Source organism: Campylobacter sp. VBCF_04 NA7 (assembly GCF_027737405.1).
Taxonomy (GTDB): Bacteria; Campylobacterota; Campylobacteria; order Campylobacterales; family Campylobacteraceae; genus Campylobacter_B.
Map to the genome: position 1 here is coordinate 1 of NZ_JAOVTT010000011.1, position 26,732 is coordinate 26,732.

At 37.8% G+C, this 26,732-nt stretch carries 26 protein-coding genes; 10 read left to right on the top strand and 16 right to left on the bottom strand.

Annotation, left to right across the window (positions count from 1 at the left end):
* Positions 1 to 143: 143 nt before the first annotated feature.
* The 15 genes from OFO00_RS07775 to pheS form a co-directional block, all read right to left on the bottom strand.
* Positions 144 to 1,136 carry a patatin-like phospholipase family protein gene (locus tag OFO00_RS07775; RefSeq protein WP_270865559.1) on the bottom strand — a complete coding sequence of 331 codons (993 nt, stop codon included), beginning with the start codon at positions 1,134 to 1,136 and terminating at the stop codon, positions 144 to 146.
* A 10-nt stretch (positions 1,137 to 1,146) separates the two neighbouring features.
* Positions 1,147 to 2,058 carry a hypothetical protein gene (locus OFO00_RS07780; protein ID WP_270865560.1) on the bottom strand — a complete coding sequence of 304 codons (912 nt, stop codon included), beginning with the start codon at positions 2,056 to 2,058 and terminating at the stop codon, positions 1,147 to 1,149.
* A gap of 2 nt (positions 2,059 to 2,060) precedes the next feature.
* Positions 2,061 to 4,280, bottom strand: coding sequence for a dynamin family protein (locus OFO00_RS07785; protein ID WP_270865561.1), 2,220 nt, complete (start codon positions 4,278 to 4,280; stop codon positions 2,061 to 2,063).
* Between the two features lie 366 nt (positions 4,281 to 4,646).
* Complete coding sequence (locus OFO00_RS07790; RefSeq protein ID WP_270865562.1) at positions 4,647 to 4,916, bottom strand: hypothetical protein; 270 nt, start codon at positions 4,914 to 4,916, stop codon at positions 4,647 to 4,649.
* An 82-nt stretch (positions 4,917 to 4,998) separates the two neighbouring features.
* Positions 4,999 to 5,463 carry a hypothetical protein gene (locus tag OFO00_RS07795; protein ID WP_270865563.1) on the bottom strand — a complete coding sequence of 155 codons (465 nt, stop codon included), beginning with the start codon at positions 5,461 to 5,463 and terminating at the stop codon, positions 4,999 to 5,001.
* Positions 5,464 to 5,583: 120 nt separating this feature from the next.
* Entirely contained in the window at positions 5,584 to 5,862 is a 279-nt protein-coding gene (locus OFO00_RS07800; RefSeq protein ID WP_270865564.1) for a hypothetical protein, read from the bottom strand.
* A 150-nt stretch (positions 5,863 to 6,012) separates the two neighbouring features.
* Complete coding sequence (locus OFO00_RS07805) at positions 6,013 to 6,486, bottom strand: hypothetical protein (RefSeq protein WP_270865565.1); 474 nt, start codon at positions 6,484 to 6,486, stop codon at positions 6,013 to 6,015.
* Positions 6,487 to 6,550: 64 nt separating this feature from the next.
* Positions 6,551 to 7,258, bottom strand: a complete 708-nt coding sequence (locus tag OFO00_RS07810; protein WP_270865580.1) for a WYL domain-containing protein — start codon at positions 7,256 to 7,258, stop codon at positions 6,551 to 6,553.
* The gene (locus OFO00_RS07815) at positions 7,200 to 7,463 is read right to left on the bottom strand and encodes a hypothetical protein (protein ID WP_270865566.1); all 264 of its coding nucleotides are present in this window, start codon (positions 7,461 to 7,463) and stop codon (positions 7,200 to 7,202) included. The genes OFO00_RS07810 and OFO00_RS07815 overlap by 59 nt, the downstream gene beginning before the upstream one ends.
* 65 nt (positions 7,464 to 7,528) lie before the next feature.
* On the bottom strand, positions 7,529 to 9,106 hold the full coding sequence (gene serA, locus OFO00_RS07820) for a phosphoglycerate dehydrogenase (protein ID WP_270865567.1): 1,578 nt from the start codon (positions 9,104 to 9,106) through the stop codon (positions 7,529 to 7,531).
* Between the two features lie 56 nt (positions 9,107 to 9,162).
* On the bottom strand, positions 9,163 to 10,824 hold the full coding sequence (locus OFO00_RS07825) for a 30S ribosomal protein S1 (protein WP_270858329.1): 1,662 nt from the start codon (positions 10,822 to 10,824) through the stop codon (positions 9,163 to 9,165).
* A 123-nt stretch (positions 10,825 to 10,947) separates the two neighbouring features.
* On the bottom strand, positions 10,948 to 11,781 hold the full coding sequence (locus OFO00_RS07830) for a 4-hydroxy-3-methylbut-2-enyl diphosphate reductase (RefSeq protein ID WP_270865568.1): 834 nt from the start codon (positions 11,779 to 11,781) through the stop codon (positions 10,948 to 10,950).
* Entirely contained in the window at positions 11,771 to 13,048 is a 1,278-nt protein-coding gene (gene aroA / locus OFO00_RS07835) for a 3-phosphoshikimate 1-carboxyvinyltransferase (RefSeq protein ID WP_270865569.1), read from the bottom strand. The genes OFO00_RS07830 and aroA overlap by 11 nt, the downstream gene beginning before the upstream one ends.
* Complete coding sequence (gene pheT, locus OFO00_RS07840) at positions 13,045 to 15,375, bottom strand: phenylalanine--tRNA ligase subunit beta (RefSeq protein WP_270865570.1); 2,331 nt, start codon at positions 15,373 to 15,375, stop codon at positions 13,045 to 13,047. Before pheT ends, aroA begins: the two co-directional genes overlap by 4 nt.
* Positions 15,372 to 16,367 carry a phenylalanine--tRNA ligase subunit alpha gene (gene pheS, locus OFO00_RS07845; protein ID WP_270865571.1) on the bottom strand — a complete coding sequence of 332 codons (996 nt, stop codon included), beginning with the start codon at positions 16,365 to 16,367 and terminating at the stop codon, positions 15,372 to 15,374. Before pheS ends, pheT begins: the two co-directional genes overlap by 4 nt.
* Before the next feature lie 132 nt (positions 16,368 to 16,499).
* On the opposite strand from pheS, the gene OFO00_RS07850 reads away from it, so the two are divergent.
* Positions 16,500 to 16,856: a histidine triad nucleotide-binding protein gene (locus tag OFO00_RS07850; RefSeq protein WP_270858334.1), complete on the top strand. Its 357-nt coding sequence runs from the start codon at positions 16,500 to 16,502 to the stop codon at positions 16,854 to 16,856.
* Positions 16,857 to 17,021: 165 nt separating this feature from the next.
* Here the strand turns inward: OFO00_RS07850 and OFO00_RS07855 are convergent, their stop codons facing one another.
* On the bottom strand, positions 17,022 to 17,462 hold the full coding sequence (locus OFO00_RS07855; RefSeq protein ID WP_270858336.1) for a Dps family protein: 441 nt from the start codon (positions 17,460 to 17,462) through the stop codon (positions 17,022 to 17,024).
* A gap of 154 nt (positions 17,463 to 17,616) precedes the next feature.
* Between OFO00_RS07855 and OFO00_RS07860 the strand changes: the two genes are divergently transcribed.
* The 9 genes from OFO00_RS07860 (at position 17,617) to larA (ending at position 26,340) form a co-directional block, all read left to right on the top strand.
* A complete protein-coding gene (locus OFO00_RS07860; RefSeq protein ID WP_270865572.1) occupies positions 17,617 to 18,276 on the top strand; it encodes a response regulator transcription factor in 660 nt (219 codons plus the stop codon).
* The gene (locus OFO00_RS07865; protein ID WP_270865573.1) at positions 18,248 to 19,630 is read left to right on the top strand and encodes a hypothetical protein; all 1,383 of its coding nucleotides are present in this window, start codon (positions 18,248 to 18,250) and stop codon (positions 19,628 to 19,630) included. The genes OFO00_RS07860 and OFO00_RS07865 overlap by 29 nt, the downstream gene beginning before the upstream one ends.
* Positions 19,631 to 19,730: 100 nt before the next feature.
* A complete protein-coding gene (locus tag OFO00_RS07870) occupies positions 19,731 to 20,252 on the top strand; it encodes a hypothetical protein (protein WP_270865574.1) in 522 nt (173 codons plus the stop codon).
* A 115-nt stretch (positions 20,253 to 20,367) separates the two neighbouring features.
* A complete protein-coding gene (locus tag OFO00_RS07875; RefSeq protein WP_270865575.1) occupies positions 20,368 to 21,198 on the top strand; it encodes a hypothetical protein in 831 nt (276 codons plus the stop codon).
* 12 nt (positions 21,199 to 21,210) lie between these two features.
* Positions 21,211 to 21,369 carry a hypothetical protein gene (locus OFO00_RS07880; RefSeq protein ID WP_270865576.1) on the top strand — a complete coding sequence of 53 codons (159 nt, stop codon included), beginning with the start codon at positions 21,211 to 21,213 and terminating at the stop codon, positions 21,367 to 21,369.
* Between the two features lie 95 nt (positions 21,370 to 21,464).
* Positions 21,465 to 22,070, top strand: a complete 606-nt coding sequence (locus tag OFO00_RS07885; protein ID WP_270865577.1) for a hypothetical protein — start codon at positions 21,465 to 21,467, stop codon at positions 22,068 to 22,070.
* Positions 22,071 to 22,264: 194 nt separating this feature from the next.
* Positions 22,265 to 23,695 (top strand): type I glutamate--ammonia ligase, encoded by a 1,431-nt coding sequence (gene glnA, locus OFO00_RS07890; RefSeq protein WP_270862256.1) that lies wholly within the window; start codon positions 22,265 to 22,267, stop codon positions 23,693 to 23,695.
* 41 nt (positions 23,696 to 23,736) lie between these two features.
* Positions 23,737 to 24,990, top strand: a complete 1,254-nt coding sequence (locus OFO00_RS07895) for a ComEC/Rec2 family competence protein (protein WP_270865578.1) — start codon at positions 23,737 to 23,739, stop codon at positions 24,988 to 24,990.
* 93 nt (positions 24,991 to 25,083) lie between these two features.
* On the top strand, positions 25,084 to 26,340 hold the full coding sequence (gene larA, locus OFO00_RS07900; RefSeq protein ID WP_270865579.1) for a nickel-dependent lactate racemase: 1,257 nt from the start codon (positions 25,084 to 25,086) through the stop codon (positions 26,338 to 26,340).
* Positions 26,341 to 26,732: the final 392 nt, after the last annotated feature.

Here is a 26,732-nt window from a genome sequence, read left to right on the forward strand (position 1 = left end):
TTTCGTCAGAATTTATCATATCCCTATCCTTTGCCCTGACCTTGCCAAATGCGACCTTGCCTTTATCAAGCAAAATTTTTAAATGCTCTTCAATGACATTTGCCTTGAAATACGGGTTATAAAGGATTAAAATGTTTTTCATTTTACCACTCAAATTTTTTGCCAAATAGTCGGTTTTTAGCGCGTTCTAATTCCAAATCAGCCATATCGGCTTCTCTTTTTTGCCATAAAACGCTTTGCAGCTTCGCAAGTTCATTTTTCGTGTCATTATATCCACACTCTATCCACTCGCTTATTTTTTCAGGCTCAAAGGCCACTAAATCTTTAAATTCAAACTGAATTTTAGGGCGAATTTCAAAAATGCAAGAATTTTTGTATTCATTTTTATTAAACAAACTTCCGTTTGTCAGATGACAAACAAAAATCAAATCGCAATTTTCATTTTCTATAAGTGGTCTTATCGGCGTATTGCCTTTGTCTGTGATACCGCCGTCGCTGTATTTTACACCACAAATCTCTTTTGCTTCGAATATCAAAGGCAAACTAGCAGAAGCCAAAATTGCATTTATTTTTTCATCATCGCTTAAAGATTGTATATGAAAATATTCATTTATATCGTCGTTCGAATAATCAAATTTATCGATTATAAATTTAGTCAAATCTCTTTTCCAGCCGTCGCTTTTAGTAGCACAAGTATAAAAAGAAATTCCGTTTGCTAGTTTTTGTGGCGGTGCATATTGTTCTAAAATTCCACCTATTTGATTTGTTTTAAATACGCCGTCATCGCCACTTTTAAGTAAATTCTTAACAGGTGTAAATAAAAACTTCGCTCCTTTTGCGATTTTAAGCTGTGGTGAAAAAAGCACAAAAAGTTCTGCTATGCTTATTAAACCTTTAAAAGCAACTTTTTCATTTAAATTTCTTAACGCTATCGGGTCAAGTTTTTCTATATCTCTCCAAATTTCTTCTAGTTCATTTACAGACACACCAGCACTTATTAACGCTCCATTTAACGCACCTATACTCGTCCCACTTATTGCATTTGTCGTTATACCAAATTCATTTAAAGCCTTTAAAAAACCAACTTCATAAGCCCCTTTTGCTCCACCACCTGACAAAACTACGCCACATTTCATTTTAGCCCCTTTAAAATCTCAAATTTTCATCAACAGCAATTTGCAAAATCCTATCATAAGTCATAAAATTTGCGATATGTTTTTCTTTTTGTATATCTTTTAAAATTTCTTGCTCGTTATCGTGTTTGGTTAAAATTTCAATCAAATTTGAAATTTGTGGTCTTAAACCAAGCTCTTTTAGTCCATCATAATGTCTAGCTGAGATTAGTCTTAATGCTGTTTTGTCTGTTTCGTTTAATTTCATAGCATTTAAAGCAAGTTTTTCATCACAAAATATAATTTCATCGTTTTTGCCTTTATATTTTAAAGCTGTTTGCATTTTATTTTTAAGATAATCTTTTAATTTTTTTTGTTCTATCTCTTCTATGTTGTCATAAAATGCACCAAATTCGCCATCGGCTAAATTTCGAAGCACAATATAAATTTGTATAAACAAAGGAAAATCGGCATATATATCATTTTCAAATTCGGCTATATTTGTATCAATATTTCTGTAAGCTTCTTGTTCTTCCATCCTTTTTTCATGATTTTGTAACCATGCTTTATGATTTTTTAATTCATTTTTAATTTGCTTTATCTCATTTTCTACAAAACTAAATTTATTTTTTATGATTTCTTCATCATTAGCCAACCTGTCCATTGTCTGCGTTAAATAATTAGAAATTCTAGTTACCCTAACTTCGTTTTGCTGCTGCAATTCAAAAAGATTTTCTATATCGTTGGCAAAATTTTCATTGATTAAATCCTGCCTTTGTTTGCTTTCGCCAGTAATAGCATCAATAGCATCCATAAAACGGCTTTTACTTTTTGAAGTTGCTATCAAATCCGAATTTATAGAGTAAGAATTTGATAAATTTATCAAAATTTTATACTCATCGATATGGTTAAATTTGTTTTTGTCTATTTGTGTTAAAAAATCCATTTTTATTCCTTTGCTAAATTTGTTGAAGTTTCTAATCTAGCGATTAAATCATTAAAAAATTCGCTGTCATTTTCGTAATATTTTTTAAATTCATCATTTTTATTTCTATCGGTATTAAGGGAATCTTCTTTTACAGATAAAAGATATTTTATCTTTTCTTCTAGTTTTACAAATGCGTCATTAAAATATTTTATAACTTCATTTTCATACGCATTTAAGGCTTTTTGCGTAGTCATTATTTGTGAGTAAAAGAGTTTTTTTATGTTTTCTCTGGCTTTTACTTTATCCAATACTTCTTCTTCCCCTACCTTGCGAGATTCTAGTCTCTGTCCCCAATGTCTTTTTGTGCCAATTTTATCAATAAATCTAAGAACTGGATCAAAAAAACCATCATCATCTTCCCAATAATCTTCATATATTGATTGTTTAGTTGTTATTTCTATTTCATAGGTGTCGTTTTTTGTATTTTTTAAAAATGGAATTTTTATATTTATATCATCGCCTAAATTTTGTTTTATGATTTCTATATTTTTCAAAATTTCTTTTTCTATATCAGTTTGAATATCTTTTTCAAGTCTTGATAAGTTTGGCTTTAAATTATTTTCTAACTTTTTTTCCACGCCTTTAAAACCATTTTTAAAAGCTTCTTCAACTCGTTTATGACATTTAATTATATTACCACTATTTGTCTTAAATATCTCATCTACATTTTTTAAAATTTTATTTAATTCATCGCTACAATTTTCTTCATCATAGTAATCTTTTTTATTTAGTTGCGACATAAATTTATCCGCAAATCGCGCGAGTTTTTCAAAAATATCGTTTAAGTCGTTCTCTTCGTTTTCTTCTTCTTCTTGTATATTCTTTTTACTGGGAAAATAACTATCTAGCAAATTTTGACTACTCTCAATCGCCTTTTTTAACTCTTTTTCAAATTTACCTTTAATGACAGGGATTTTTCTTTTTAATTGTTCTTGATTTGATTTTATATTTTCTATCTCTTTTACTATTTCTTCATTGCTTTTTTTCAAATCACTTTGCCTAGTTTTAATAGCATTTTCGATATATTCTTTCAAAATGCCATTTATTTTCATTAAAGTTGAAAAAACTATCTTTTCATCTGTATTTTCAAACGCTTGTTTAATTACATTTTTTAGCTCACTTAACCCAGATAAATCCAACTTGTCGTTTGCATAACTTTTTCTATTTTCAACTTCTTTAATCCACTTAAAATTGATATCAAGTTCCATTAATTTGTCATTATCTGGCTCTTCTTTACTTAATTCTTTTAAAATAAAATTTGCATCAATTGCATTTTGAGCAGAAAATGGCAATATATTTTCGCTTTTTATCTTATTTTCAAAACGATTGCAAATTTTATCTTTTATAACCCGAGCTTCCCTATCTTCTTTGTTTGTAAGAGTATCTATTTTATTTGCCACAAGCAAAATAGCTTCTTTATTATTTTGCATAGCTTTTGTGTTTTCCAAAAATTCCACAAAAAGTTTATTATCGCTATCTTTATCTATATTACTATAATCCACAACCATAACAACCTTTGACGCTCTTTGCAAAGTGTCGTTAAAAATTTTTCTTAAATGACTTGAAATTTTTGCTTCATTTGCACCCGGCGTATCGATAAAAGTAACTTTGGAATTTTTTTCAAATTTATACCCATCGCCAAAATCGACCAAAATTCTAGGAAAATCATCTATATTTTTAAATTTTCGCATAAAATTTTCGATTTCGTCTTCGCTTTTTTCGTTTAAAAATTCTCTATAAATATCATTTAGATTATTTAAAAATTTATAAATTTCGCTTTCGCCTTGATATGATTTTTCTAAATTTAGCTCTTTTTGTTTTGATTTTGCAAACTGGACTAAATCGTCAAAAATTTCGCTTTTTATTTTCAAAAATGGCTCTTTTTTTGTTACATCGTAACTTATCAAATTTGGTAAAGCCGTTTTGGCTTCGTGTTGAGTTGGATTCAACTTTCTACCCAAAAGAGCGTTTATAAGGGTCGATTTACCTGCTTTTACAGAACCCAAAAATGCAATTACATATTCATTTTTACCTAGTTTTTCTTTTTCGCTTTCAAGCGGTTTTAAAATATTATTTTCAAAATAACCACTTTTATCATTATATTTAATGCAAAGTTCTATCGCACAATCCAAAATTTTTTCAGTTTCGTTTTTAAGAATTTTTAAATCACCTTTTTCCACATTTTCTCCCTTATAAAATTTTTACTTCATCTTATGGTTTTTTCATTTATCAAAAGCGTTTAAAGCGAACTTTTTCAACCATTATAAACCCCCATACACAAAACAATCGGCTTTTCATCTTGCAAATTTTTTAGTTTTTCTACAAGTTTTCTTTTTTCGTCAATACTCAAAACAAATCCTTTTTTAAAAAAATTTAAATTTTTAAATTTTTCATCAGCACTGCACCACAACCAACGCCCAAAATAAACCGAGTATTTTTATGCTTATTGTAATTTTTATCTACCCTCCCATTATTGAAATTTCACTTTTTTTTCAAATTTTGATTATTTGTCGTGTTTTGTAATCGAAACAAATATATTTGAATATTCAAAATTTTGCGGACTTAAATAAACAATTACATTTTTTGCGTTTGCGGAATAAAATACCAACACGCTCTCCTGTTCTACCCCCACACATAGGACATATACCAGAACAATCTATAAATTGCACCAAGAATTTTGCCGCGATATTTTTTGAACTCAATTTATCTAAATCTGCACCACATTTCAGGCAGTTATGATGAGCATTTATACACACTCCAATATATCCGCATTCTGGGCATATATACTTTCGTTTTTGCGGTTCTATAAAAAACATATTTTATCCTTTGCAAAATCCACTTTGATTTTATTCATCGGTAATAAATAAAATTTGCAAGAACCAAAGCCCTTGCAAATCGCTATATTTTGGCATTGACCCACTGCATGCTACTCCAATCTAGTTTAATGCCAAATGCTATTTTTTTTGTATCGTCATTATCAAATGCATTTTTTTGTATTTGATAACTATCTCTGACTTCTTGGACAAGCTTTCGAATTTGCGCGATTGTCAAATCAATTTTTTGATTTATTTCATCACTAGCCTCTTTTTTCGCGCAAAGAAGCTTGCCGATATTTTCACTAGCTTTTACTTCCATGTTTTCCAAATATACCTTATAACTCTCAACTGCTTTGGCAAATTTATAATAACGCTTCCTTGCTAGAAATGGAGTTATTAGCGGTAAATTAATACGCGCAGTCCAAGAAAACCACTGATAAGGAATTCCGTGCAAGCTACAATTAAGCATATACAAAGTTGAGCCGAAATTTAAATCCCAAATCTCTTTTTTAAGAGCGTCGCAATCTATAAAATTTTTTGTTTTCATAATTATTCCTTTCGCGTCAAAAATATCTACTAGCCGTAGCACCACAACCAAAACCCAAAATAAATTTAAACATTTTCTGTTTTTCGTAAAAAAGTTAAATTTCTTTTTAACTTCAAAAATTTATTTCTTATCTATATCAAATTCATCTTCGCCACATAATTTTTTCCATCGTTGTTCCATTTGTTCTATTTTTTCCATTTGTTCCACAGATCGTCTTTCCATTTCTTCTAATTCTTGCAATAGCTTCTCCTTTTCTTGTAAATGTTTCTTTAATTCACTCATTGACTCTTCATCTTCTGCTATTTTCTCTAATTCATTCATTACCTCTTCCGCTGGTAGATTTGTCAAAGCTTCTAATTCTTCTGGTATAAATTCCATATTTTTTAATATTGTTTTCATATTGTTTTCCTTTATAAAATTTACTTTTTTAAATCTTTCATCAGCAATACTTGCAACAATCGCTGTGAATTTATAGCTTTTATCGCTAGCACTGCACCACAACCAAAACCCAAAATAAATTTAAACATTTTTCATCCTTTTCATAAAAATTTATAGCACCTTACGCAACTTTTGCAGCCAAAATTCTTGCTCTGCTATATTCTCAAATCCCATTTCAATAAATATTTTTTCTATTTGAAATCTAATCTCTAATCGCCAAATTTGCTCTCTGATTTGCTCTTTAATCCTCCTAATGTTTTCTGATATTATGGGATAATCATCCGCCAATATATCGATGACATGTATAACTTCCTCGTGCTTATCGTAAAAATCGCTTGCAGAATAATCCCAGTCAAAAAGGTCGTAAGTCGAGGCTATTGATATTTTAACCCCATATTCATTGCAAATATGAATATAAGTTTCGTATGGCAAACAAGAATACCTCAACACTTCCGCTCGTAAAATTTCGTAAATTTTAGGTTTTATCTCTTTGATTTTTTCTAACAAATCCTCTTTTTTAGATAGCTTTGCTTCTAGTTCTTTTATTTTTTCCTTTATACTTAGGATAATTACCAATTCACTCATTTTTCATCCTTTCGTAAAAATTTATAGTATTTTACGAAACTCTTACGACAAGGTTTGTCGTCTCTCATAAATTTCCGCCATTTTTTAGATAATCTTGCAAAATTTTTTCAAATTTACTTTGCAAAATCGCCGGTTTGGTGATTTTGATATATGGCAGATAGAGTTTTGCGAAATTTAAAATTTCATCTTCAAATGCTGCTGTTACGGCGAGTGTGGCGAATTTATCATTTTGATTTATGATTTCTTGTTTTATAAAAAATTTCTTGTGTTTTAAAAATCCAAGTGCAGTATTATCCACGCGCAGTCTCGCACTCACTGGACTTTGCGAGAACCAGTGGTTTTTGTTTTCTTTGATTTGGGCTAGTTTTTTGATTTCTGGCGAAAAGGTTTGCTCCAAAACATCTAAATTTGAAATTTTCTCAAATGTAAAGGTCTTTAAAACCCCCATTTCATCGCATAGCACATACCACACCCCAAGGCGGAAAATAAAAGCATAAGGCTTTGCGATGCGCTCCTTGCCCGAGTAAGTGAAATTTAAAATATTGTGATTTTTGATAGCGTAGCAAATCTCCTCAAAATCCCTTTTGAGCGTGGAATTTGGGGCAAATTTGTCAAATTTGGCGTCGATTTTATAAACGCCGTTTAGCAGGTCTGCGATTTCCTCGCTTCCAAAGCTAGGGAAAATCTCACTAACGCCTAAATTTCGCGCTAGACTAAGCGAGCAGGTATCTAGAACCCCCCCGGGCGCAGTTTGCGCGGATTTCGCCACCACTCTTTGCAAACTCAAATCCGTGATTTTGTAGCACCTTTATATCGCGTTTGAGCGTATCTGCGCCCACGCCTAGCTCTTTGCTAAGCTCGCCAAGAGTGAAGCTTTGCGCGCTAAGTGCCAAGGTGCAAAATTTCGCCATGCGATAGGCGATATTATCACGAGTTTTGCCTGAGTTTTTTGCGTAAATTTCTAAATTTTTTATCATATTGCTTTCTTTTGGGGTTATAATAAAATCGCTATTATAACCCCCCCCATTAAATTTGGCTAAATTTATAGCGATGCGTAGCGCACCATGAGGCAAGTGTCTAGTTTAGCGAGCTTTTCAAGGACTGATTTTTGCACCTGAGAATCGACTAAGATCACGGCTAGTGCGTTGCCGTCCTCGCCTCTGCCTAAGCGGAAGTCAGCGATATTGATATTCTCATCGGCCAAAATCGTGCTTATGTTTTTGATGACGCCCGGGACATCGGTGTTTTTGAAGATTATCATCTTGCCTTTTGGCTTGAAGTCAGTTTTAAATCCATTGACATTGACTATGCGACCCTCTTTGCCGTCAAAGACCGTGCCCACGACGCTCGAAGTATCCTTATCTGTGATAATCGTAACACCAATCTCATTTTTGTAGATACTGCCCACGCACTCTTTATACTCGGTTTCGATACCCTTCTCATCGGCTAGGAATTTTGCATTGACATAATTTAGCGAATCGCCCAAACTATCGTGTAATGCGCCCACGATAGCGAAAACTAGCATTGAATTTAGGTATTGTGAAATCTCGCCACTACCCTCGATTTTGATAGATTTTATCGGACCTTTGTTGATTTGGGCGGCTAAATAAGCCATTTTTGATATCAAATCCACATACGCTTCGATTGAGGCTGGTAAATCCTCGGATTTGATAGGCAAATTTAGTGCATTTGGGTAGCTGATACCGCGTGCTGCGCTGATAGCTTGCTCGGCGGCCTCGACTGCGATATTTCTTTGTGATTCCAAAGTATTCGCGCCAAGGTGCGGAGTGGCGGTTAAATTTTCGATATCTAAAAAGTCATGCGAAGTGGCTGGTTCTTTGTCGAAAACATCTATGCCTAGATATGCGATTTTGCCTGATTTTAGATTTTTTACTAAGGCCGCTTCGTTGTATAATCCACCGCGCGCGCAGTTTATGAGGCGCACGCCGTCTTTCATCTTGGCGATTTGTGGCTCGTCAATCATATTGATAGTTTCGCGGTTTTTAGGGGTGTGGATTGTGATGAAATCGCACGCTAGGATATCGTCGAAATTCGTAGTGTATTTCACGCCTAGTTTTGTGGCCTTTTCTGGATCGATATATGGATCATACGCGATGACGCTCATACCAAAGCCAAGTGCGCGCACACCCACGCGAGAGCCGATATTTCCGAAGCCGATAATGCCTAGGCTTTTTTTGTATAGCTCGGTACCATACCATTTTTCGCGTTTCCAAATGCGATTGATTTTCAAATCATTGCACGAATTTACATATTTGCGGGCGGCATTTAGCAGGTGGCACATAGTCATCTCCACAGCGGCGATTGTGTTTGCCGTAGGGACATTCATAAGGATAATTCCGCGCTTAGAGCAGCCGTCGATATCGCAGTTATCCACGCCCACGCCTGCGCGCACGATGGCTTTGAGATTAGTTCCTGAATTTAGGAATTTCTCATCTACCGCAGTCGAGCTTCTAGTGATTGCTACATCTGCATCGCCAAGCATGCCGTAAAGTTCGTCTTTTGGGACATCGGTAGCGTCGATTACATGGATATCTGATTCTTTTGAGAGAAGTTCAAAACCTATATTGTGGATTGCGTCGCAAACTATTACAGTTTTCATAAATTTCTCCTATTTTGTATGTGGAGTTGCAAGGCAAAACTGCCTTGCAAGCGGGGTTATTTTAGTTGATCTTTAATAAGATCTCCCAAAGTCATTTTTTCGTCATCGCTATTTACTTCGTTTAAAAGCTCGCGCTCTTTTTGGTGAGCTAGTCTGCGAACACTTAGGCGAATACGATTTTTCTTTTCATCGATAAATGCGATCGCTGCTTCGATTTCATCGCCGATTTTGATCTCATCTGCGCTCTTATCGCCCAAATCCTCTTTGCGAAGTAGCGCATCTACGCCACCTTCTAACTCTACGAAGATTCCAAAATCTTTGATATCGCGAATTTTACCTTTTACGACATCGCCTTGTTTGTGAGATTTCGCATAATCGCTAATCGGGCTATCGCCTAGCTCTTTGCGATTTAGTGAAATTTTTTGTGTGTCGTTGTCGATTTTGATAATTTTAACTTCTAGTTCATCGCCGATTTTGAATAAATTTTTGCATTTTTCATTTCTATCCCAAGAAGCGTCTTCATTGTGTAAAAGACCCTCTACGCCGTCGATTCTAACAAATGCACCAAAATTTGTAATTGTTGTAATTGCGCCTTTTACTACATCGCCGACTTTGTATTTTGCCAAAAATTCATCAAATGGTTTTGGAAGCAAGTTTTTAAGGCTTACTCTTAGTCTTCTTTCATCTGGGTTGATTTCTACGACTTCTACATCGATTTCTTCGCCCTCGCTGATGAAGTCTTTTGGATTTTTGATATTTTTATCCCATGAAATTTCGCTAATGTGCAAAAATCCCTCGATATCGTTGCCTAAATCAACAAATGCGCCATAAGGCTCGATATTGCTGATTTTTACGCGGATTGTGTCGCCGACTTCTAGGCTGTCTTTGATCTCGTTCCAAGGATCTGGCATTGCAGCTTTGATTGAAAGAGATAGGTGTTTTTTGTCGCTATCGTATTTAACGACTTTGACTGGGACTTTGTCGCCGTCTTTGTAAAGCGAGCTGGGATTTACAGGACCTTTGTATGAAATTTCGCTGTAATGAACTAGACCATCTACGCCACCTACATCGACAAACATACCATAAGTTGTGATTTTTTTAACAGTGCCTTCAATGACACCCTCAGTAGCTACGATTTTTTCGATGATTTCTTTGCTAGCTTTGCGGTCCTCATCAAGCAATTTTTTGCGTGAAACCACGATACTTAGCTCATCTTCATTTACTTTTAGAACTTTTACTTTAAAAGTCTTGCCGATAGCGCCATTTGGGTTTTTAAGCGCACTTTGAGAGCGTGGCATAAAAAACTCGACATCATCTTCGCTAACGCAAACATAACCGCCTTTGTTAAAAGAGACGATTTTGACATCATATACATTTTCTGCATTTTCATCGTAAGAATCGATAAATGCTTTAACTTTTTCTTTTTTTATAGCTTTTCTATATGATACGACCGGGCGACCACCTCTACTTCCGATTATCGCGACTTTAATGTCATCACCTACTTTTACACACAAGTTTCCTTGGGCGTCGCTCACTTCGGATACATCCAAAACTCCTTCTAGCTTTCTACCCACATCTACGAAAATCTCGTTGTCTTTAACAGCGATAACCTTACCTGTGACTACCTCATCGTGTGATTTTTGGTTGTCATACTCTTCTAACAATTTCGCAAAATCTTCATCTGCGTGATTTTGAACTTTCTCGTTCACCTCGGCCATAAAGCTTCCTTTAAATTTATTTACATTTTTAACAAAAATGCTAAAAACTAAATCTTACCTAAATTTTGCTTTTAATCAACTAAATTTTTTTAAATTTTGATATGTTAAATTTGAGATGAAATTTTAAAATTTTGATATTTTTTCGATTTTTTCAATGACTTTTTTAATAATCCAATCAGGCGTGCTAGCCCCTGCTGAAATCCCGCATAAATTTTTATTTTTAAACCAAATTTGCTCGATTTCGTCTTCGTTTTCGATCAAATAGCTATCCTTGCAAAAGCTTTGCGAAATCAAAAAAAGTTGCTTTGTATTTGATGAGTTTTTGCCACCCACGATTATCATAATATCGGCTTTTTTGGCAAGTTCGGCGGCTGCTTCTTGATTTTCTAGCGTTGCGTTGCAGATTGTGTTAAAAATACGCACCTCGCGCGATTTTTGCATTAAATAATCCACGATTTTGACAAAATTTTCGATTTTTTTCGTAGTTTGCGAAACTACCGCAACCTTTGAATTTAGCTTAATCTCGTCCAATTCGCTTGGCTCTAAAACCACAAAAACCCTGCCCTTAGCATAGGATTTCACCCCTTTTACCTCTGGGTGGTTGCTATCGCCAAAAATCACGATATCATACCCCTCATCGCTCATTTTTTCGACGATTTGCTGTGGTTTGGTCACAAAGGGGCAGGTCGCGTCGATAAGCTCTTTATTTTGCGCTCTTAGGCGCGTCAAATCCTCTTTTTGGATACCGTGCGTGCGGATTATGAGCTTTTTTTCATCACTTACTTCGCTAGCGTCTTTTAGGGTTTTTACGCCGAAATTTTGCCTTAGGCGGTTGATCTCTTCTGCGTTGTGGATTAACTCGCCTATCGTCGAGGCTTCGCCCGCGTTTTCTGCGATTTTAATCGCTCTTTTTACCCCGAAGCAAAAGCCGTAGCTTTTGGCCATTTCAATCCTCAACGCTAGCTCCGATTTGTTTTAAAATTTCGCTGAAATTCGGAAAAGATGTCGCGATACATTTGGCATCTTCTATCATCATACCGCATTTAAGCCCCAAAATAGCGAAGCTCATCGCAATTCTGTGATCGCCATGAGGCGTGATGATTGCTGGACTCATTTCTCCACCGCCTATGATTTCAAAGCCATCTTCTAGCTCGCTAGCTTTCACGCCACACGCCTTTAATCCCTCGACCATGACAGCTATGCGGTCGCACTCTTTGACGCGAAGTTCTTTTGCGTTTTTTAGAGTGCTTTTGCCCTGCGCGCAGGCAAACGCCACGGCTAGGGCTGGGGCTTCATCTATCATCCACGGGATATTTTCGCTAACATCTACGGCGTGAAGCGGGGCGTAAGAAATTTCGATATCGCCGATTTCTTCGTAAATTTCATCGGTTTTTTTGTAGCTGATTTTCGCGCCCATTTTCTTTAAAATTTCGTAAGCTTCTATGCGAGTTTTATTTAAAAGCATATTTTTTAGCACGATATGCGAGCCCGGGATTATCGAGGCTGCCACAGCGTAATAAAACGCCGAGCTTGGGTCGTTTGGCACGAAAATTTCAAGCGGTTTAAGTGGCGCGCGTAGTGGCTCTACACGCAGTTCAAGGCCGTTTGTGCTAATATCCGCTCCCATGGCTTTTAGCATTTTTTCGCTATGATCGCGGCTTAGCTCAGGTTCGCTAAATTTGCAACCATTGCTATTAAGGGCGGCTAAAATCATAGCGGTTTTGACCTGAGCAGATGAAATTTTGCTATCAAATTCGAAATATTCAAGCCTATTTCCCTCGATTGCAATCGGAGCTTTGTTTGCATTATCGCGACCATAAATTTTCGCCCCTACTTTGCTTAGGGGACCCCCTATTCTGCGCATTGGGCGCTCGTTTAGGTATTTATCGCCACTTAGGACGAAAAATCCCTTAACCGAGCTTAAAAGCCCCATAAAAAGGCGAATCGTAGTGCCTGAGTTCCCGCACTCTAATGGCATATTTGGCTCTTTTATCGCGCCTTTTGGCGTGATTTCGACCGAAGCACCCACTCGCTTGACCTCTGCACCCAGAGCCTCTACGATTTTTAGCGTATTTAGCGTATCCTCGGCTAGCAAAAAATTTGAAATTTTGCTTGTCCTATCCGATAAAAGCGCGAAAATTGCGCTTCTATGAGAAATCGATTTATCCGAGCCGATATTTGAAATTTCGGCATTTAATGGCGATTTTTGAGCGAAAATTCTCATCGTAATTCTAATCCTAAATTTTGATTTAATGCTTGTAAAATTTTATCCATAAAGCCCGCTACTTCGTCATCTTCGAGGGTTTTATTATCGTCTTGGAAACTAAATTTAATTGTCAAACTCGCGCTATCTTTTAGACTTTCGTCTCTGTATAAATCAGTCGGCAAAAATTCCTTCAAAGCGTCGATTTTAAGGGAGCTTATAACCTCTTTAATCTTTTCAAATCTAAGTTCATTTGGCACCAAAATGCTTAAATCGCGCGAAATACTAGGGAATTTCGAATAAGCATTTGCCATAATTCTTTCAAATTTTAGCTTTTTAAAATCAATTTCGCACAAATATGTTTTTTCTAAATCGCGACTTTTTTCCACATCGCCATCTACGCGCCCTATAAAGCCCACAATTTCGCCATTTTGCTCGATTAGGGCTTGTTCAAATTCGCTTAAAAAGCCGATTTTTTGCTCTGGAATTTTCACGCTAAATTTACCAATCACGCTTTGAATTAATCCCGCAAAGTATAGAAAATCCACAGCCGCAGGTTTCGCGCCGTTTGCGATAGAGCTTTCGTTTTTTAGTCCGCTTGCGACAAATCCCAGTTTTTGCGATTGCACGCCCTCAGCGTCAAAAACCGTGCCAAGCTCGAAAAGTTTGACGCTTTTTTTCGAATTTTTCAAATTTCGCTCAGACGAAGCTAAAAGATGATTTATCAGCGTTGGGCGAAGCGCGTCTAACTCGCTATTGATCGGGTTTAAAATCTCTTTTTTGCACGGCGCAAATCCAAGAGAGGCTAAAATTTTGCTATCGTCAAAGACATAATGCACACACTCGAAAAATCCCAAAGCAGCCGCTTTTTTGCGCACTTTGCGTGAATTTTGCAAATTTATATAAGTTTCGTTTATGCGTGTTTTTTCCTCGAATTTCATCGGTGCTGAGGCGATATTATCAATGCCTACGATTCGCACGATTTCCTCACAAATATCATGCGCATTTAGCACATCGTGCCTAAAATGCGGAACTTTGGCGTTGATGAAATCAGCCTCTATGCTGATATCAAATCCTAGTTTTTTTAGAATTTTTACGATTTGATCGCGCGAAATATCTGCGCCAATCATTTTATTAATCTCTTTGTCGCTAAATCTAATCGTTACAGGCTCATACGCGCTCGAAATTCTCTGCGCGCCAGCATACGGCAAAATCGAAGGATTTTCGCCCAAAATGCGAAATAAAAGATCTGTGCCCACGCCTAGGCTTGGCTCGCTACCACGAGATGAGCGATAAACCTGCTCGTCGCCTTTTAGGCTTTTGTTTTCGTTTATGGCTTTTGCGATGACAAGGGGTTTGGTGTAGTTTGCCTCGATGATTGCGATTTTTGTGTTATCGCAGGCTTTGAAATTTTCATCTTGGCAAATTCCAGCGATACTTAGCAGTTTTTCACCGCAATACACGCCAAATTCGCCGTTTTGTAGCTGTTTAATGTCAAGTGAAATTTTTTCGCTCCCACCAGCGATTTTTTCGAAATCATACGCCCTTAGCAAAACTCCCGTTGCGTGCGTAACATAAGCTAAGTAGTTTTGCACAGCGCAAGAGCCTAGCAAATCGGCATTTGCAAGGCGCAAAATGTGCTTAAAAGAAAGGCCGAAATTTTTCTTTGTTTCAAAGGCGCGAAACGAAAATCTCGCGTTGCTTTCAGCGTTTGTATGGACATTTAAAATTCTGCCGATTCCTGGGGCATTTTCAGGGTCTTTGAACTCGACTTTTTCTTTCAACGCTAAATTTAACCCAGCACTAAGATCTCGCGCGATACCTAAAATACTAAGGCAATCGCCCCTATTTGCGGTCAGCTCGATCTCGATTATATCGTCGTTAAAAATTTCATACTCATTTAGCGCCTTGCCAGGGATTAGCTCGCCGATACTTTCGTCTAAAATCATAATCCCGTCAAAGGTCTTAGGAAGCCCAAGCTCGGTCGATGAGCAGATCATACCAAAGCTCTCTTCGCCACGAAGTTTGGCTGGTTTGATCTCCAATCCGCCAGGAAGCTTCGCTCCCACGAGTGCTACTGCTACGAACTGCCCTGCATCGACATTTTTGGCTCCGCACACAATTTGGAGCGTTTTTTCGCCCACATCGACTTCGCAGACATTTAAATGGTCTGAATTTTCGTGGCGTCTTTTGCTTTTAACTAGCCCCACAACGACCAAATTTGGGATATTCATGCGAGTGTGCGCATCGACTTCTAAACCAATCGAATTTAGCGTAAGGGCTAAATTTTCTGATGAGACTTCGCTTAAATCAATCCAATCTTGTAACCAATTTTTCGTTATTATCATTTAAATTGCTCCAATAATCTAATATCGCCTTCAAAAAGTGAGCGCAAATCAGGAATTCTATGAAGTAGCATAGCAAATCTCTCGACCCCAAGCCCAAAGGCATATCCGCTCACATCGCTCCATTTTACCGCTTTAAACACATTTGGATCTACCACGCCACTTCCTAGCACTTCTAGCCAGCCAGTTTGTTTGCAGACACGACAGCCAGATCCCCCACAGAAAATACAGCTAATATCAACCTCTGTGCTAGGCTCGGTGAATGGGAAAAAGCTAGGGCGAAACCTGACTTTGACATCGCCAAACATATAATGCAAAAAATCCTCTAAAATGTATTTTAAATTTGCAAAGCTCACATTTGCGCCCTTTTCGACGACTAAACCCTCTACTTGGTGAAACATCGGCGTATGTGTCAAATCCATATCGCGTCTAAATACCGCACCTGGGGCTATCATACGCACTGGCGGAGTTTTGAATTTCTCCATTGTGCGGATTTGCACGCCGCTAGTGTGTGTGCGCAAAAGCTCGCCTGAATTTAGATAAAATGTATCTTGCATATCGCGCGCTGGGTGGTATTTCGGTAAATTTAGCGCTTCAAAATTGTGAAAATCATCTTCGATTAACGGACCAGATTCTACGCTAAAATTTTGCGATACAAAATAATCAATTATCTTATCCATAGTCTCCATTACAGGGTGAAGTGCCCCGCTAGCGACATTTTCGTTAAACAGCGTAACATCGATCGCCTCTTTTTTCATCGCCTCTTTTTGCGCGATTGCCTCCAAGGCTGATTTTTTCGCGCCAATTAGCTCGGAAAAAATATCTCGCTTTTGGTTTGCCTCTTTTGCAAATTCCTTTTTTTGCTCAGCAGGGACGGACTTTAACTGAGCGAAAAGCTCGGTGATAACGCCCTTTTTGCCAAATAATTCAAGGCGGATTTTTTCGATTTCATCTAAGCTAGTGGCTGCTTCGATTTTGGCTTTGATTTCTTGCAAAATTTATCCTTTTTGTAAAAAAATGAATTTTGCGATTGTAGTTAAAAATTGATAAAAACAAGGTAAAAATTCATAAATTTGAAATTTTTAGCTATAATTCGCCCTGATTTTTTAACCCAAAAAGGATTTATTATGAATATTTTCGAAAGAATTGTTTCAGGCGAAATTCCATGCAACAAAGTCCTAGAAAACGACGATTTTCTGGCATTTCACGACATTAGCCCAAAAGCTCCAATCCACATTTTGGCAATTCCGAAAAAATGCTATGAAAACTTCCAAGTAACCCCGCCAGAGGTCATGGTAGGTCTTAGCAGTTTTATCAAAGAAGTCGCTGTGAAAATGGGGCTAGATAAGACAGGTTATCGCCTAGTGTGCAACTGCGGCGAAAACAGCGGCCAAGAGGTCATGCACCTGCACTTTCATATCCTTGGTGGAACGAAACTTCCATGGGATAACACAAACGGCGCGAATACGCACGATAAATTCTAAAACTTACAAATTTCACAAGTCGCCAAATTTGGCGACTTTTCTGTTTTTTTAAATCTTTTAAATTTTGCTTTTTGATAATTTAGGTTAAATTTTAATAGTGAATTTTAAAGTGTAAAATTTAAAAAAGTCGCCGAATTTGGCGACTTTTATTGAGGTTTGCAAGGATTATTTTGCAAGCATTGCATCAAGCATCCAAAGGCGTTTTTCATATCCGCCAAGTTTATCTTGTGCGAAATTTGATGTTACGATATCGCCTGCTTCGTCTGCGATTTCGGCTAGTTTTTTGAACTCTTTTAGCAAATATTCATAGGCTTTTTTCACATTTTTTAGCACCTCTTCTGCGCTATAATCGTCTTTTAAATCGATTGGAGCAGAGGCTAGTTTGATTAACTCTTCGGCTTTGATTACTGGTTTGCCACCGATTTGCAATGCTCTTTCAGCTGCGTCATCGAAAAGCACACCAAACTCATCGTAAGCTTCCTCTGTGTAAGAGTGGATTGGCGCAAATTGTAGGCCTTTGATATTCCAGTGATATGCGTGAAATGCGACAAATAGCGCGTGTGCATCTGCTTGGATTTGGTTTAGTTGTTTTGTTACTTTTGACATTTTCATGTCTCCTTTCTTAATTTAAATTCGGCGGTATTATAAACGATAAATTTAAATAAAAAGTATCTAATTAATAAATTTTATTATTTAGAACTCTCAAATTTACAAAATTTACATATAATTAAGGCTTTATATCAAAATTTAAAGAGCAAAAATGGTAAAAGTTTTTTTGATCGAAGATGACGCAGAGTTTGCTGGATTGATAGCCGAATTTTTAGGTTCGCGGGGCATTAGCGTGGAGGCGTGTGAGGATCCGTTTTTGGCGATTAGCACGGATTTGGCGCAGTTTGATTTGGTTTTATTGGACCTGGGGCTTCCTGGCATGGACGGGCTGGAAGTTTGCAAAGAAATCCGCAAAAAAAGCAAAATCCCGGTTATCGTTTCAAGCGCGCGCGCCTCGACCGTCGATAAGGTAAGCGCCCTGCAAATCGGGGCTGATGACTACCTGCCCAAACCATACGACCCAGACGAGCTATACGCGCGCATAATCTCGCTTTTGCGCAGGGCAAATGATTTCAAAGAAGAGAGCGAAAATTTAGCGTTTAGCGTGGATAAAAATCTAGGCGATGTGCTGTTTAACGGCATAAATTTAGGGCTTACGCTGGCTGAGTTTGAAGTGCTTGGCGAGCTAGTTCGCAACTTCCCGGCCGCTGTCAGCAAGGAGCAAATTTTGCGCGCCTCGCCCTCGATTGTATCGGCAAATGAGAAAAATTTGGAGATGATAATCAGCAAAATTCGAGCCAAAATCAAACCTCACAGCGAGGCAAATCACATAATCTCGCTTCGTGGTAGAGGGTATCGCCTTGCCAAATAGCGAGCAAAATTTGGCGCGAAATTCGGCGCAAAATTTGGCGCAGATGAATTCTCAAAATTCGGCGCAGACAGATACGCAAAAGGGCGCAAAAAATTCAGCGCAAATAAATTCGCAAAACAGCGCGCAAAAGTCCATTTTCAGGCGTATTTTGATACTTTTTTTGGTAGCGTTTTTGGGGGTAGTTTTTTTGTGGTTTGGCGTGCATAGCTGGAAGGATTATCGCTACAAAGAGACTTTGCGCCTAAATTTACGGCTAAATTTGCAAAGTTTCCAAGAAGAGCTTTTAAACGCTAGCTTACCAAGCGATGAAATTTTGGCGCAAAACGGCTTTGTTTTAGCCGAAAATTTCGGCACCAAAAACGCCAAAATCATCGAGAGTTTCGGCGATAAAAACAGCGGCTATCAGATCGTAAAATCAGGGCGCGAGGAGCTGTTTTTCATATACACGCCGATTAATTATATGGTTTTGCGCGCCTTGGATAATGACCGAGATTTCGCGGTTTTTGACATTTTTTTCTGCGTTTTGCTAGGCATTTTGGCACTACTTTTTTTCTTTTTAAATAAGGCTTTGGCGCCACTAAATTTGCTTTATTCAAATTTGCTAAATTTAAAAAACGGCGAGTTTAAAATTTTGGAAATCAAAAGCGATTATAAAGAAATTTCTCGTATCCAAAACGCCTATAATAGCGCGATTTTGCGTATAAAACAGCTTCTTGGCACCAGAGAAATGTTTAACAAAATCTTTATGCACGAGATGAAAACGCCCCTTGCCAAGGGCGCATTTTACCTAAAAAACGCTCCCAGCCCGCAAAATCAGGGAAATTTGGCTAGGCTTTTTGCGCAGATAAACGAGCAGTTAGAAAATTTCAGGCTTCTTGAAAGTCTGGTTAGCTCCGAGGCGGTAGAGTGCGAGCAAATGGGCTTTGGCGAGGTTTTTGAGCGCACACGCGAAAAGCTAAATTTGCGCGAAAATGATAAAATTTGCGTTGATTTAGCGAGTGATTTTGAAATTTACGGAAGCGCCGAGCTGTGGGAGATATGTCTTAAAAATTTAATCGAAAACGCGCTGAATTACTCGCCAAATCACGAGATTAAAATTTACGCCACGCATGGCGCGATAGTTTTCGAAAACAGCGGCGAACCCCTAGCCAAGGACATTTCGAGCGCGAACGGCGAACTGGAACTAAACTGGAAATTGGATAAAAGTGTGCGCCATAAAAGTTCGAGCGGGTATGGATTTGGGCTATTTATCATACAAAAAACAGCGATTTTAAACGGCTACGAAATCGCCTATTCGCACGAAAATGGCGTGAATTTTATAAAATTTATAAAAAGTGAAACAGAATTTGCGTAAATTTGTTAAAAAATTTTTTAAATTTATCGCTATATTGATGGTGATATATTTTTTACCGATAGTTTTGTTATTTTTTAGAGAGCCGTTTATCATAAAAGCGATGAAAGATGATTTGATAAATTATGAGTTGTATTACCTAAAAAGTCATTATAACGCTAAACTTAAAGCATTAGATAAAAGCGATGATGAGATAGAAAAACTAATAAAAGAGTATGATAAAATTTTAGAAAAACAAAGAGATAAATTTTATAAAACTTGTAAAAAGTATGTTAGCTATACGCTTTCGCATTTTGATTCTGTATATTTTTATGTTACTTGTAAATTTGATGATGAGACTAAAAAGTTATATTCGGATTTGCAAAAAGTTATTAAAATCAATGATGAATATCATTTAATTACTAAAAAAAAGGCTCATATAATGTTTTTTAATATGCCTGCAATGTATTCTTATGAAGTGCAACAAAAACATTTAAATCCTGACGAAGAAATATCATATATGGAAGTTGATAAAGATATGCTTTCGGAAGCTACCGAATTGCTTGATTATTTTGAAGCAAATGAAATGGATAAAAGAATATTTGTTTATGATGAAAAACAAGAAATTTACTTTAAAATCAAATAAAGGAAACGAATTGCAAACTGCGAATTTAAAAATTAACATTTGTCTTTTGGTAGTTAGGTGTCGGCTCGCAATGACAGCAAATTTAGCGCAAGGAATTTTATAAAAAGGACTGAATTTGAAAAATTGGAATAAAAAGAAATTTGATAAAAATTTAAATACTAATTCAAATAGAAACCAAAGAGATTATGATAAGGAGCCGTTGGTTTTGAGGGATTATTCTGGTTTTCCTTTTATCTTTCATCATTTAGGAATTTTGATATTTTGGATTAGTGCTTCTTCGTTTTGTATTAGCTTTTTAGATGATTTTGAAAGTGGAATTTTAGATATAAATCAAATAAGTCAAACGCTAATTAATTTTACTTGTTTAGCGATAGGATTTGTAATAATTGATTATTTTAATATCATTAAATCAAAGAAAAAATATATTACTTACTACGCTTCAAAAGTTGCGTATTGCAATGAAAAATTTAAAGAAATTAGCACCGAAGATTTACGCCACAACGGAATAGTTGTAAGGGCTGTTTGGTTTTTAAACACGATATTTACAACAACTTTTGGCAAGATGATTTTGGCTATATTTTTGATAGCGAATTTTATAAAAGGAACTTTTGAAACGGCTTTTATTGGCGTATTGCTTTTAATATTTATATTGTTAGTAGCTGAATTTTTAGAAATTTTAGTTTTTATGGGAATTTATAAAAAATCAAATAAAAGCCTTAAAAATTTTTGGCAAATATTCCTAAAATTTCAGTTAAATATCGAATATGCGCAAGAGATACATTGGTATGATTCTAGGGAATTTGATAATGCAGGGCTTTATTCTATACATTTATTTTGCTTCAACGAAAATGATTATAAACAAGTGAGAGACTACATTATGGCTATATTTCATATAGATATAAACAAAAATTTAAGCGAACAACAATTTCAAAAATTTTTCCAATAAGGAGACAAAAAAATGAGTAATTCTAGCAGAATTAACAAGGCTACTAGTGAGCTAAACAAGGCAGAAGAGAGATTATCAAACTCTCTTGGATTGAGTGATGAGATAATTAAATCGTTTAAAAATAACCGGTGGTGTTTAGATATTAGCGGTTTGGTATCAAATTTAGCGTAAATTTTTGTCAAAGTTAGCTTCGGTTAGCAAAGCGTGGGTTTTGGGGTTAGTTTGTGCGCGTATAATCACGCCAACTTTAAAGTAAAGGAGAAAAAATGAAAAAGTTAGTTCTATCATTAGCGTGCGCGGTTTTGGCAACTGGGGCTTTCGCACAAGATCCGCAAGGCGGACAAACTCCGCTTCCATGCGCAAATGCCCAGCATAAATGCGCTCCAAATTTAATGCCAAAAATGGGCGGATTTAAGGGCGGTTTCCACGATAGCGCAATGCCGTGCGCTGGCGATATGAAAAACTGCCAGGCAAAAGGGGCAAAATTTGGTCAAGGTATGAAAAAATTCCACAAAATGGGGCACAATGACCGCTACACAGGCGCGATTATGCGCGAGCTTCCACGCCTTGATCTAAGCGATGAGCAATGGGCGAAGGTGCGCAGAATAATGTTTGAAGCAAACGAAGCGCGAATCGCCAAAAAATCAGAGCCACGCGAGAATTTGCTAGAAGATATCGCTAATTTTGACAAGGCAAAATTTATCGAAAATAATAGCAAAAAATTTACCGAGCAAATCACCGCCGAGGCTGGTGTCATCGAGGCCTTGCTTGGTGTGCTAAACGCAGAGCAAAAGTCAAATTTGGCTAAAAATTTAAAAGAGCGCAAGGAAAAAAGAGAGGCGCAAAAAGAGCTTAAAAAAGATAAAAAATAAGCCTTCCTAAAATAATTTCATACTCCCCTAACCCTGCGAATTTCGCGGGGTTTTTTAAATTTATCACTAAATTTAGCACCAAATTTTCAAAACTGCGCAAATTTCAAAATTTAACTCGCACAAAAATATTTCGCTTCGTATTTTAAGTAACAAAAGGGTAGAATTACAAAATTTAGAATTTTTAAGGAGAAGAAATGGGAAAATTTGTGAATAATGTCGATGAATTTTTCAAATTTTGCGAAGAAAACGAAGTTAAATTTGTCGATTTCCGCTTTACGGATATGAAGGGATTTTGGCACTCTATCAGCTACAATATCAAAATCGTCGAACCAGATCAGTTCAAAAACGGTATCCCAATGGACGCTAGCTCGATGGACGGCTGGCAGCCAATCGATCGAAGCGATATGCTAATGATGCCAGATGTGGAGACTGCATTTTTAGATCCATTTACCGCAGACCCTACGGCTGTGGTTTTTAGCGATATTTTCGATATTTACAAGGGCGAACTTTACGAAAAATGCCCTCGCTCAATCGCCAAAAAGGCTATGAAATACCTAAAAGATAGCGGGCTTGGCGATGAGGCGTATTTCGGGGCTGAAAATGAATTTTTTATCTTCGATAATGTCAAAATCGTCGATAGCACAAACTGCGCTATGTATGAGATAGACACCGAAGAGGGCGAGTGGAACGATGATACGAACTTCTCATCAGGATACAATAGCGGCCACCGCCCACGCAAAAAAGGCGGATATTTGATGACTCAGCCAATCGACACAGCCACTGATTTAAGGGCTGAGATGATGCAGGTTTTGGAGCAAGTGGGCTTAGATGTCATGCTAGGACACCACGAAGTAGCCCAAGGCCAAAACGAAATCGGCGTGAAATTTGGCAATCTAGTCGAAATGGCTGATAATGTCCAAAAACTAAAATATGTCATCAAAATGGTAGCCCAACTAAACGGCAAAACCGCGACTTTCATGCCAAAACCGCTTTATGGCGACAACGGAAATGGCATGCATGTGCATCAATCAGTCTGGAAAGACGGCAAAAACCTATTTTATGGCGAGGGAAATTACGCGAATTTAAGCGATTTCGCTAGATGGTATATCGGCGGTGTGCTCTCTCACGCAAGAAGCGTCGCAGCCTTTACAAACGCCAGCACAAACAGCTACAAACGCCTAATTCCGGGCTTTGAGGCTCCGTCGATTTTGACATATTCTAGCCAAAACCGCTCAGCTTCTGTGCGAATTCCTTATGGCGCAGGCGAAAAGAGCGTGCGGGCTGAATTTCGCTTCCCAGACAGCACCTCAAATCCATATTTAGCTTTCGCTGCAATGCTAATGGCAGGACTTGATGGGGTCAAAAACAAAATTGAACCAGCTGGTCCAATGGACGAAAATCTATTTAAACTCACCCTTGATGAGATTCGCGAGCGCGGAATCGAGCAGTTCCCACACACGCTTCGTGGCTCGCTAGAAGCGCTGATCCGCGATAGAGCGTATCTCAAAGATATCATGAGCGACGATTTTATCCAAGCCTATCAACACATGAAATTTAAAACCCAAGTTTGGCCATACGAAGCACGCCCTACTCCGTATGAGTTTAAGATGAATTTTTCGTGCTAAGGGCGCGTGGGCGAAAGTGATTTCGCCCAAATTTCAAAATTTTGAAACTCAAACTCTTTTATAACAAAAAAGAATTTTGCCTATTTTCAATTTTTATACTTTTGATTTTTGCGCTAAATTTGGCGTTTAAATACCACGAATTTTGCGAATTTAAGGCAAATTCTCGCATATTTTTACAAAGCCAAATTCTAAATTCCTACGACAAAACAAACGATAAAGGCCGCACATACACCGTGCTAAAACTAAAATCAGGGAATTTTACGATTTATACCACGACCAAAACCGGGCGCGAATTCCCACGATTCGCGCGCGTGAGTGTGGGGATAATCACGCAAAATTTGAGTTTTTTGGATTTTGTGAAGGCTAGGTTTTATGCGCCAAATTTTAAAATTTCCGCCCCATTTTACGAAAATTCGCCCAAAACCAAAGCCATAAATTTCGTCCGCGCCCAGCACGCAAACCCCCTTATAGCCGATCTTTACAGCGCGCTGTATTTCGCCACGCCCATGCCTTATGATTTGCGCCAAAACATCACGCACTGGGGAATTGCGCATATTGTTTCGATTAGTGGATTTCATTTAGGCATTATTTTTTCGTCGTTTTTCATAATCTTTGCGCCGATTTATCGCATTTTGCAAAGGCGATTTTTCCCGTGGCGAAATCTCAAATTTGACCTCAGCGTTACGGCGATTTTACTGATGATTGGCTATCTTTTTGTGCTGGATTTCACGCCTAGTTTTTTGCGCTCACTAGCGATGTGCGTGGTGGGATTTTTCCTTTTGTGGCGCAATTTCGAGCTTTTAAATTTCGCCAATCTCTTCCTTAGCATTGCGCTTTTACTAGCCGTTTTTCCGCATTTAGCTTTTAGCGTGGGGTTTTATTTTTCCTCCCTTGGCGTGCTTTATATTTTTTTGTATTCGCACCATTTTTGGGGCAAATTTGGCACTTTCGCAAATTTGGCACTTTTTAATCTTTATGTCTGGTTTGCGATGAATATCGCGGTGTATTTTTTCTTTCCGCTGGCTTCATTTCAGCAACTTAGCGTGATTATCATCGGATATATTTTTGTGATTTTTTACCCTCTTAGCGTGATTTTGCACCTGTGCGGATTGGGCGGGGTTTTTGATGAGGCTTTGATTAGTTTTTTAAATTTCACGCTTCCAAGCTTTAAGGCACAAATTCCAGTTCCACTTTTTGTGCTTGCAAATTTATGCGCTCTTGGCGCTATTCGCTCTAAAACCTGCGCCTTGATATGCCCTATTTTAGGAATTTTGCCGATATTTTTCATAACTTAAATTTTAAAATTTATTTTGAAATTTAAGCAAAATATACACCGCATCGCTGTATAATAAAAAGTTAAATTTTCATTTCATTTTAAGGGGTAAATTATGTTAAAGATTCCTTATGGCAACACCTTTATCGACTTCGACGAGGGGGACGCAAATGTTTTGCGCTCTAAAATCGACGAGCTTAAAGCCGAGGGTAGTGGCCTAGAAATCGTAAAAAAAGCTATGGCTAACCCGATTGATAGCCCGCGATTGTGCGAGCTTGCCAAAGGCAAGAAAAACTGCGTCATCATCATCTCAGACCACACCCGCCCAGTGCCAAGCAAGGATATTTTGCCAAATATGTTTGCCGAGCTAAAAGAGGGAAATCCTGATATCGAAATCACGCTTTTAGTTTCCACTGGATTTCACCGCCCTACCACAGAGGCCGAGCTTCGTGCCAAACTAGGCGATGAAATTTACGAAAGCTCAAAAATCGTGGTGCATGATTGCTTCGATCCAGATTCAAACACACAAATCGGCATTTTGCCATCGGGTGCGCCCCTCGTCATCGACAAAGTGGCAGTGCAAACCGAGCTTTTGATATCAGAGGGCTTCATCGAACCGCACTTTTTCGCTGGATTTAGTGGCGGCAGAAAGAGCGTTTTGCCTGGCGTTTGCGACAAAGTAACCGTGCTAGGAAATCACTGCTCAAAATTCATAGATAGCGAATTTGCCCGCACTGGCGTGCTAGATGGCAACCCATTACACACAGATATGCTAGCGGCAGCGAAATTTGCCAAACTCGCCTACATCGTAAATGTCGTAATCGACGAGGATAAAAAAACGGTCGCAGCGTTTGCGGGAAATTATGTTACAGCGCACAGAGCGGGTTGCGACTTTTTGCTAAGTTACGCCAAAGTCGAGCCAAAAATGGCAGACATCGTCATCACATCAAACGGCGGCGCGCCACTTGACCAAAATTTATACCAATGCGTCAAATCAATGACCGCAGCTGAGGCTACTTGCAATCCTGGTGGCGTCATTATCGAGTGCTCATACTGCGCCGACGGACACGGTGGCGAGGGATTTTATCGCTCGCTTAAAGATTGCGAAAGCGCGCAAGCTTTTTACGATCAATGTATGGCAACCCCACAAGAAAAAACAATCCCAGATCAATGGGAGAGCCAAATTCTCGCGCGCGTTTTGATCAAACACACAGTCATCATGGTAACACGCCCTGAGATCAAAACCATGGTCGAAGATATGAAAATGAAATATGCCGCTAGCCTAGAAGAAGCCCTAGAAATGGCGCATGCGCTAGGCAAAAAGAGCCTAACTGTGATTCCAAACGGAATTTCCGTAATCGTAAAAAAATAATTTCTGCTAGGGGGCTTCGCGCCCCCTGATTTTTGCTTTTTTAAAATTTAATCTCCAAAATTTATCAAATTTGTCAAAATTTATCATTGCGAGGCGACTTGTCGCCGTCGTGGCAATCTACGAGTTAAAATTACCAAAACGCGATTTCCGTGTCATTGCGAGCGAGTGTAACGAGCGAAGCAATCCAGAGAAATTCAAATTCAAAATTCTACTTAAATTTAGCATTGAACGATTTTTTAAATTTTAGGCTAATTTTGAAATTCTCTGTAAGGGGGAGGGCGCGCTTTTTAGGAGACGCTACCCTCCCCCTTACCAACCCCCACCCCTGTAAAACCTTAGAAGTGGCTAAATTTAGAAAAACTGCGTTTTTCTAAATTTAGCTGGTTTTATTT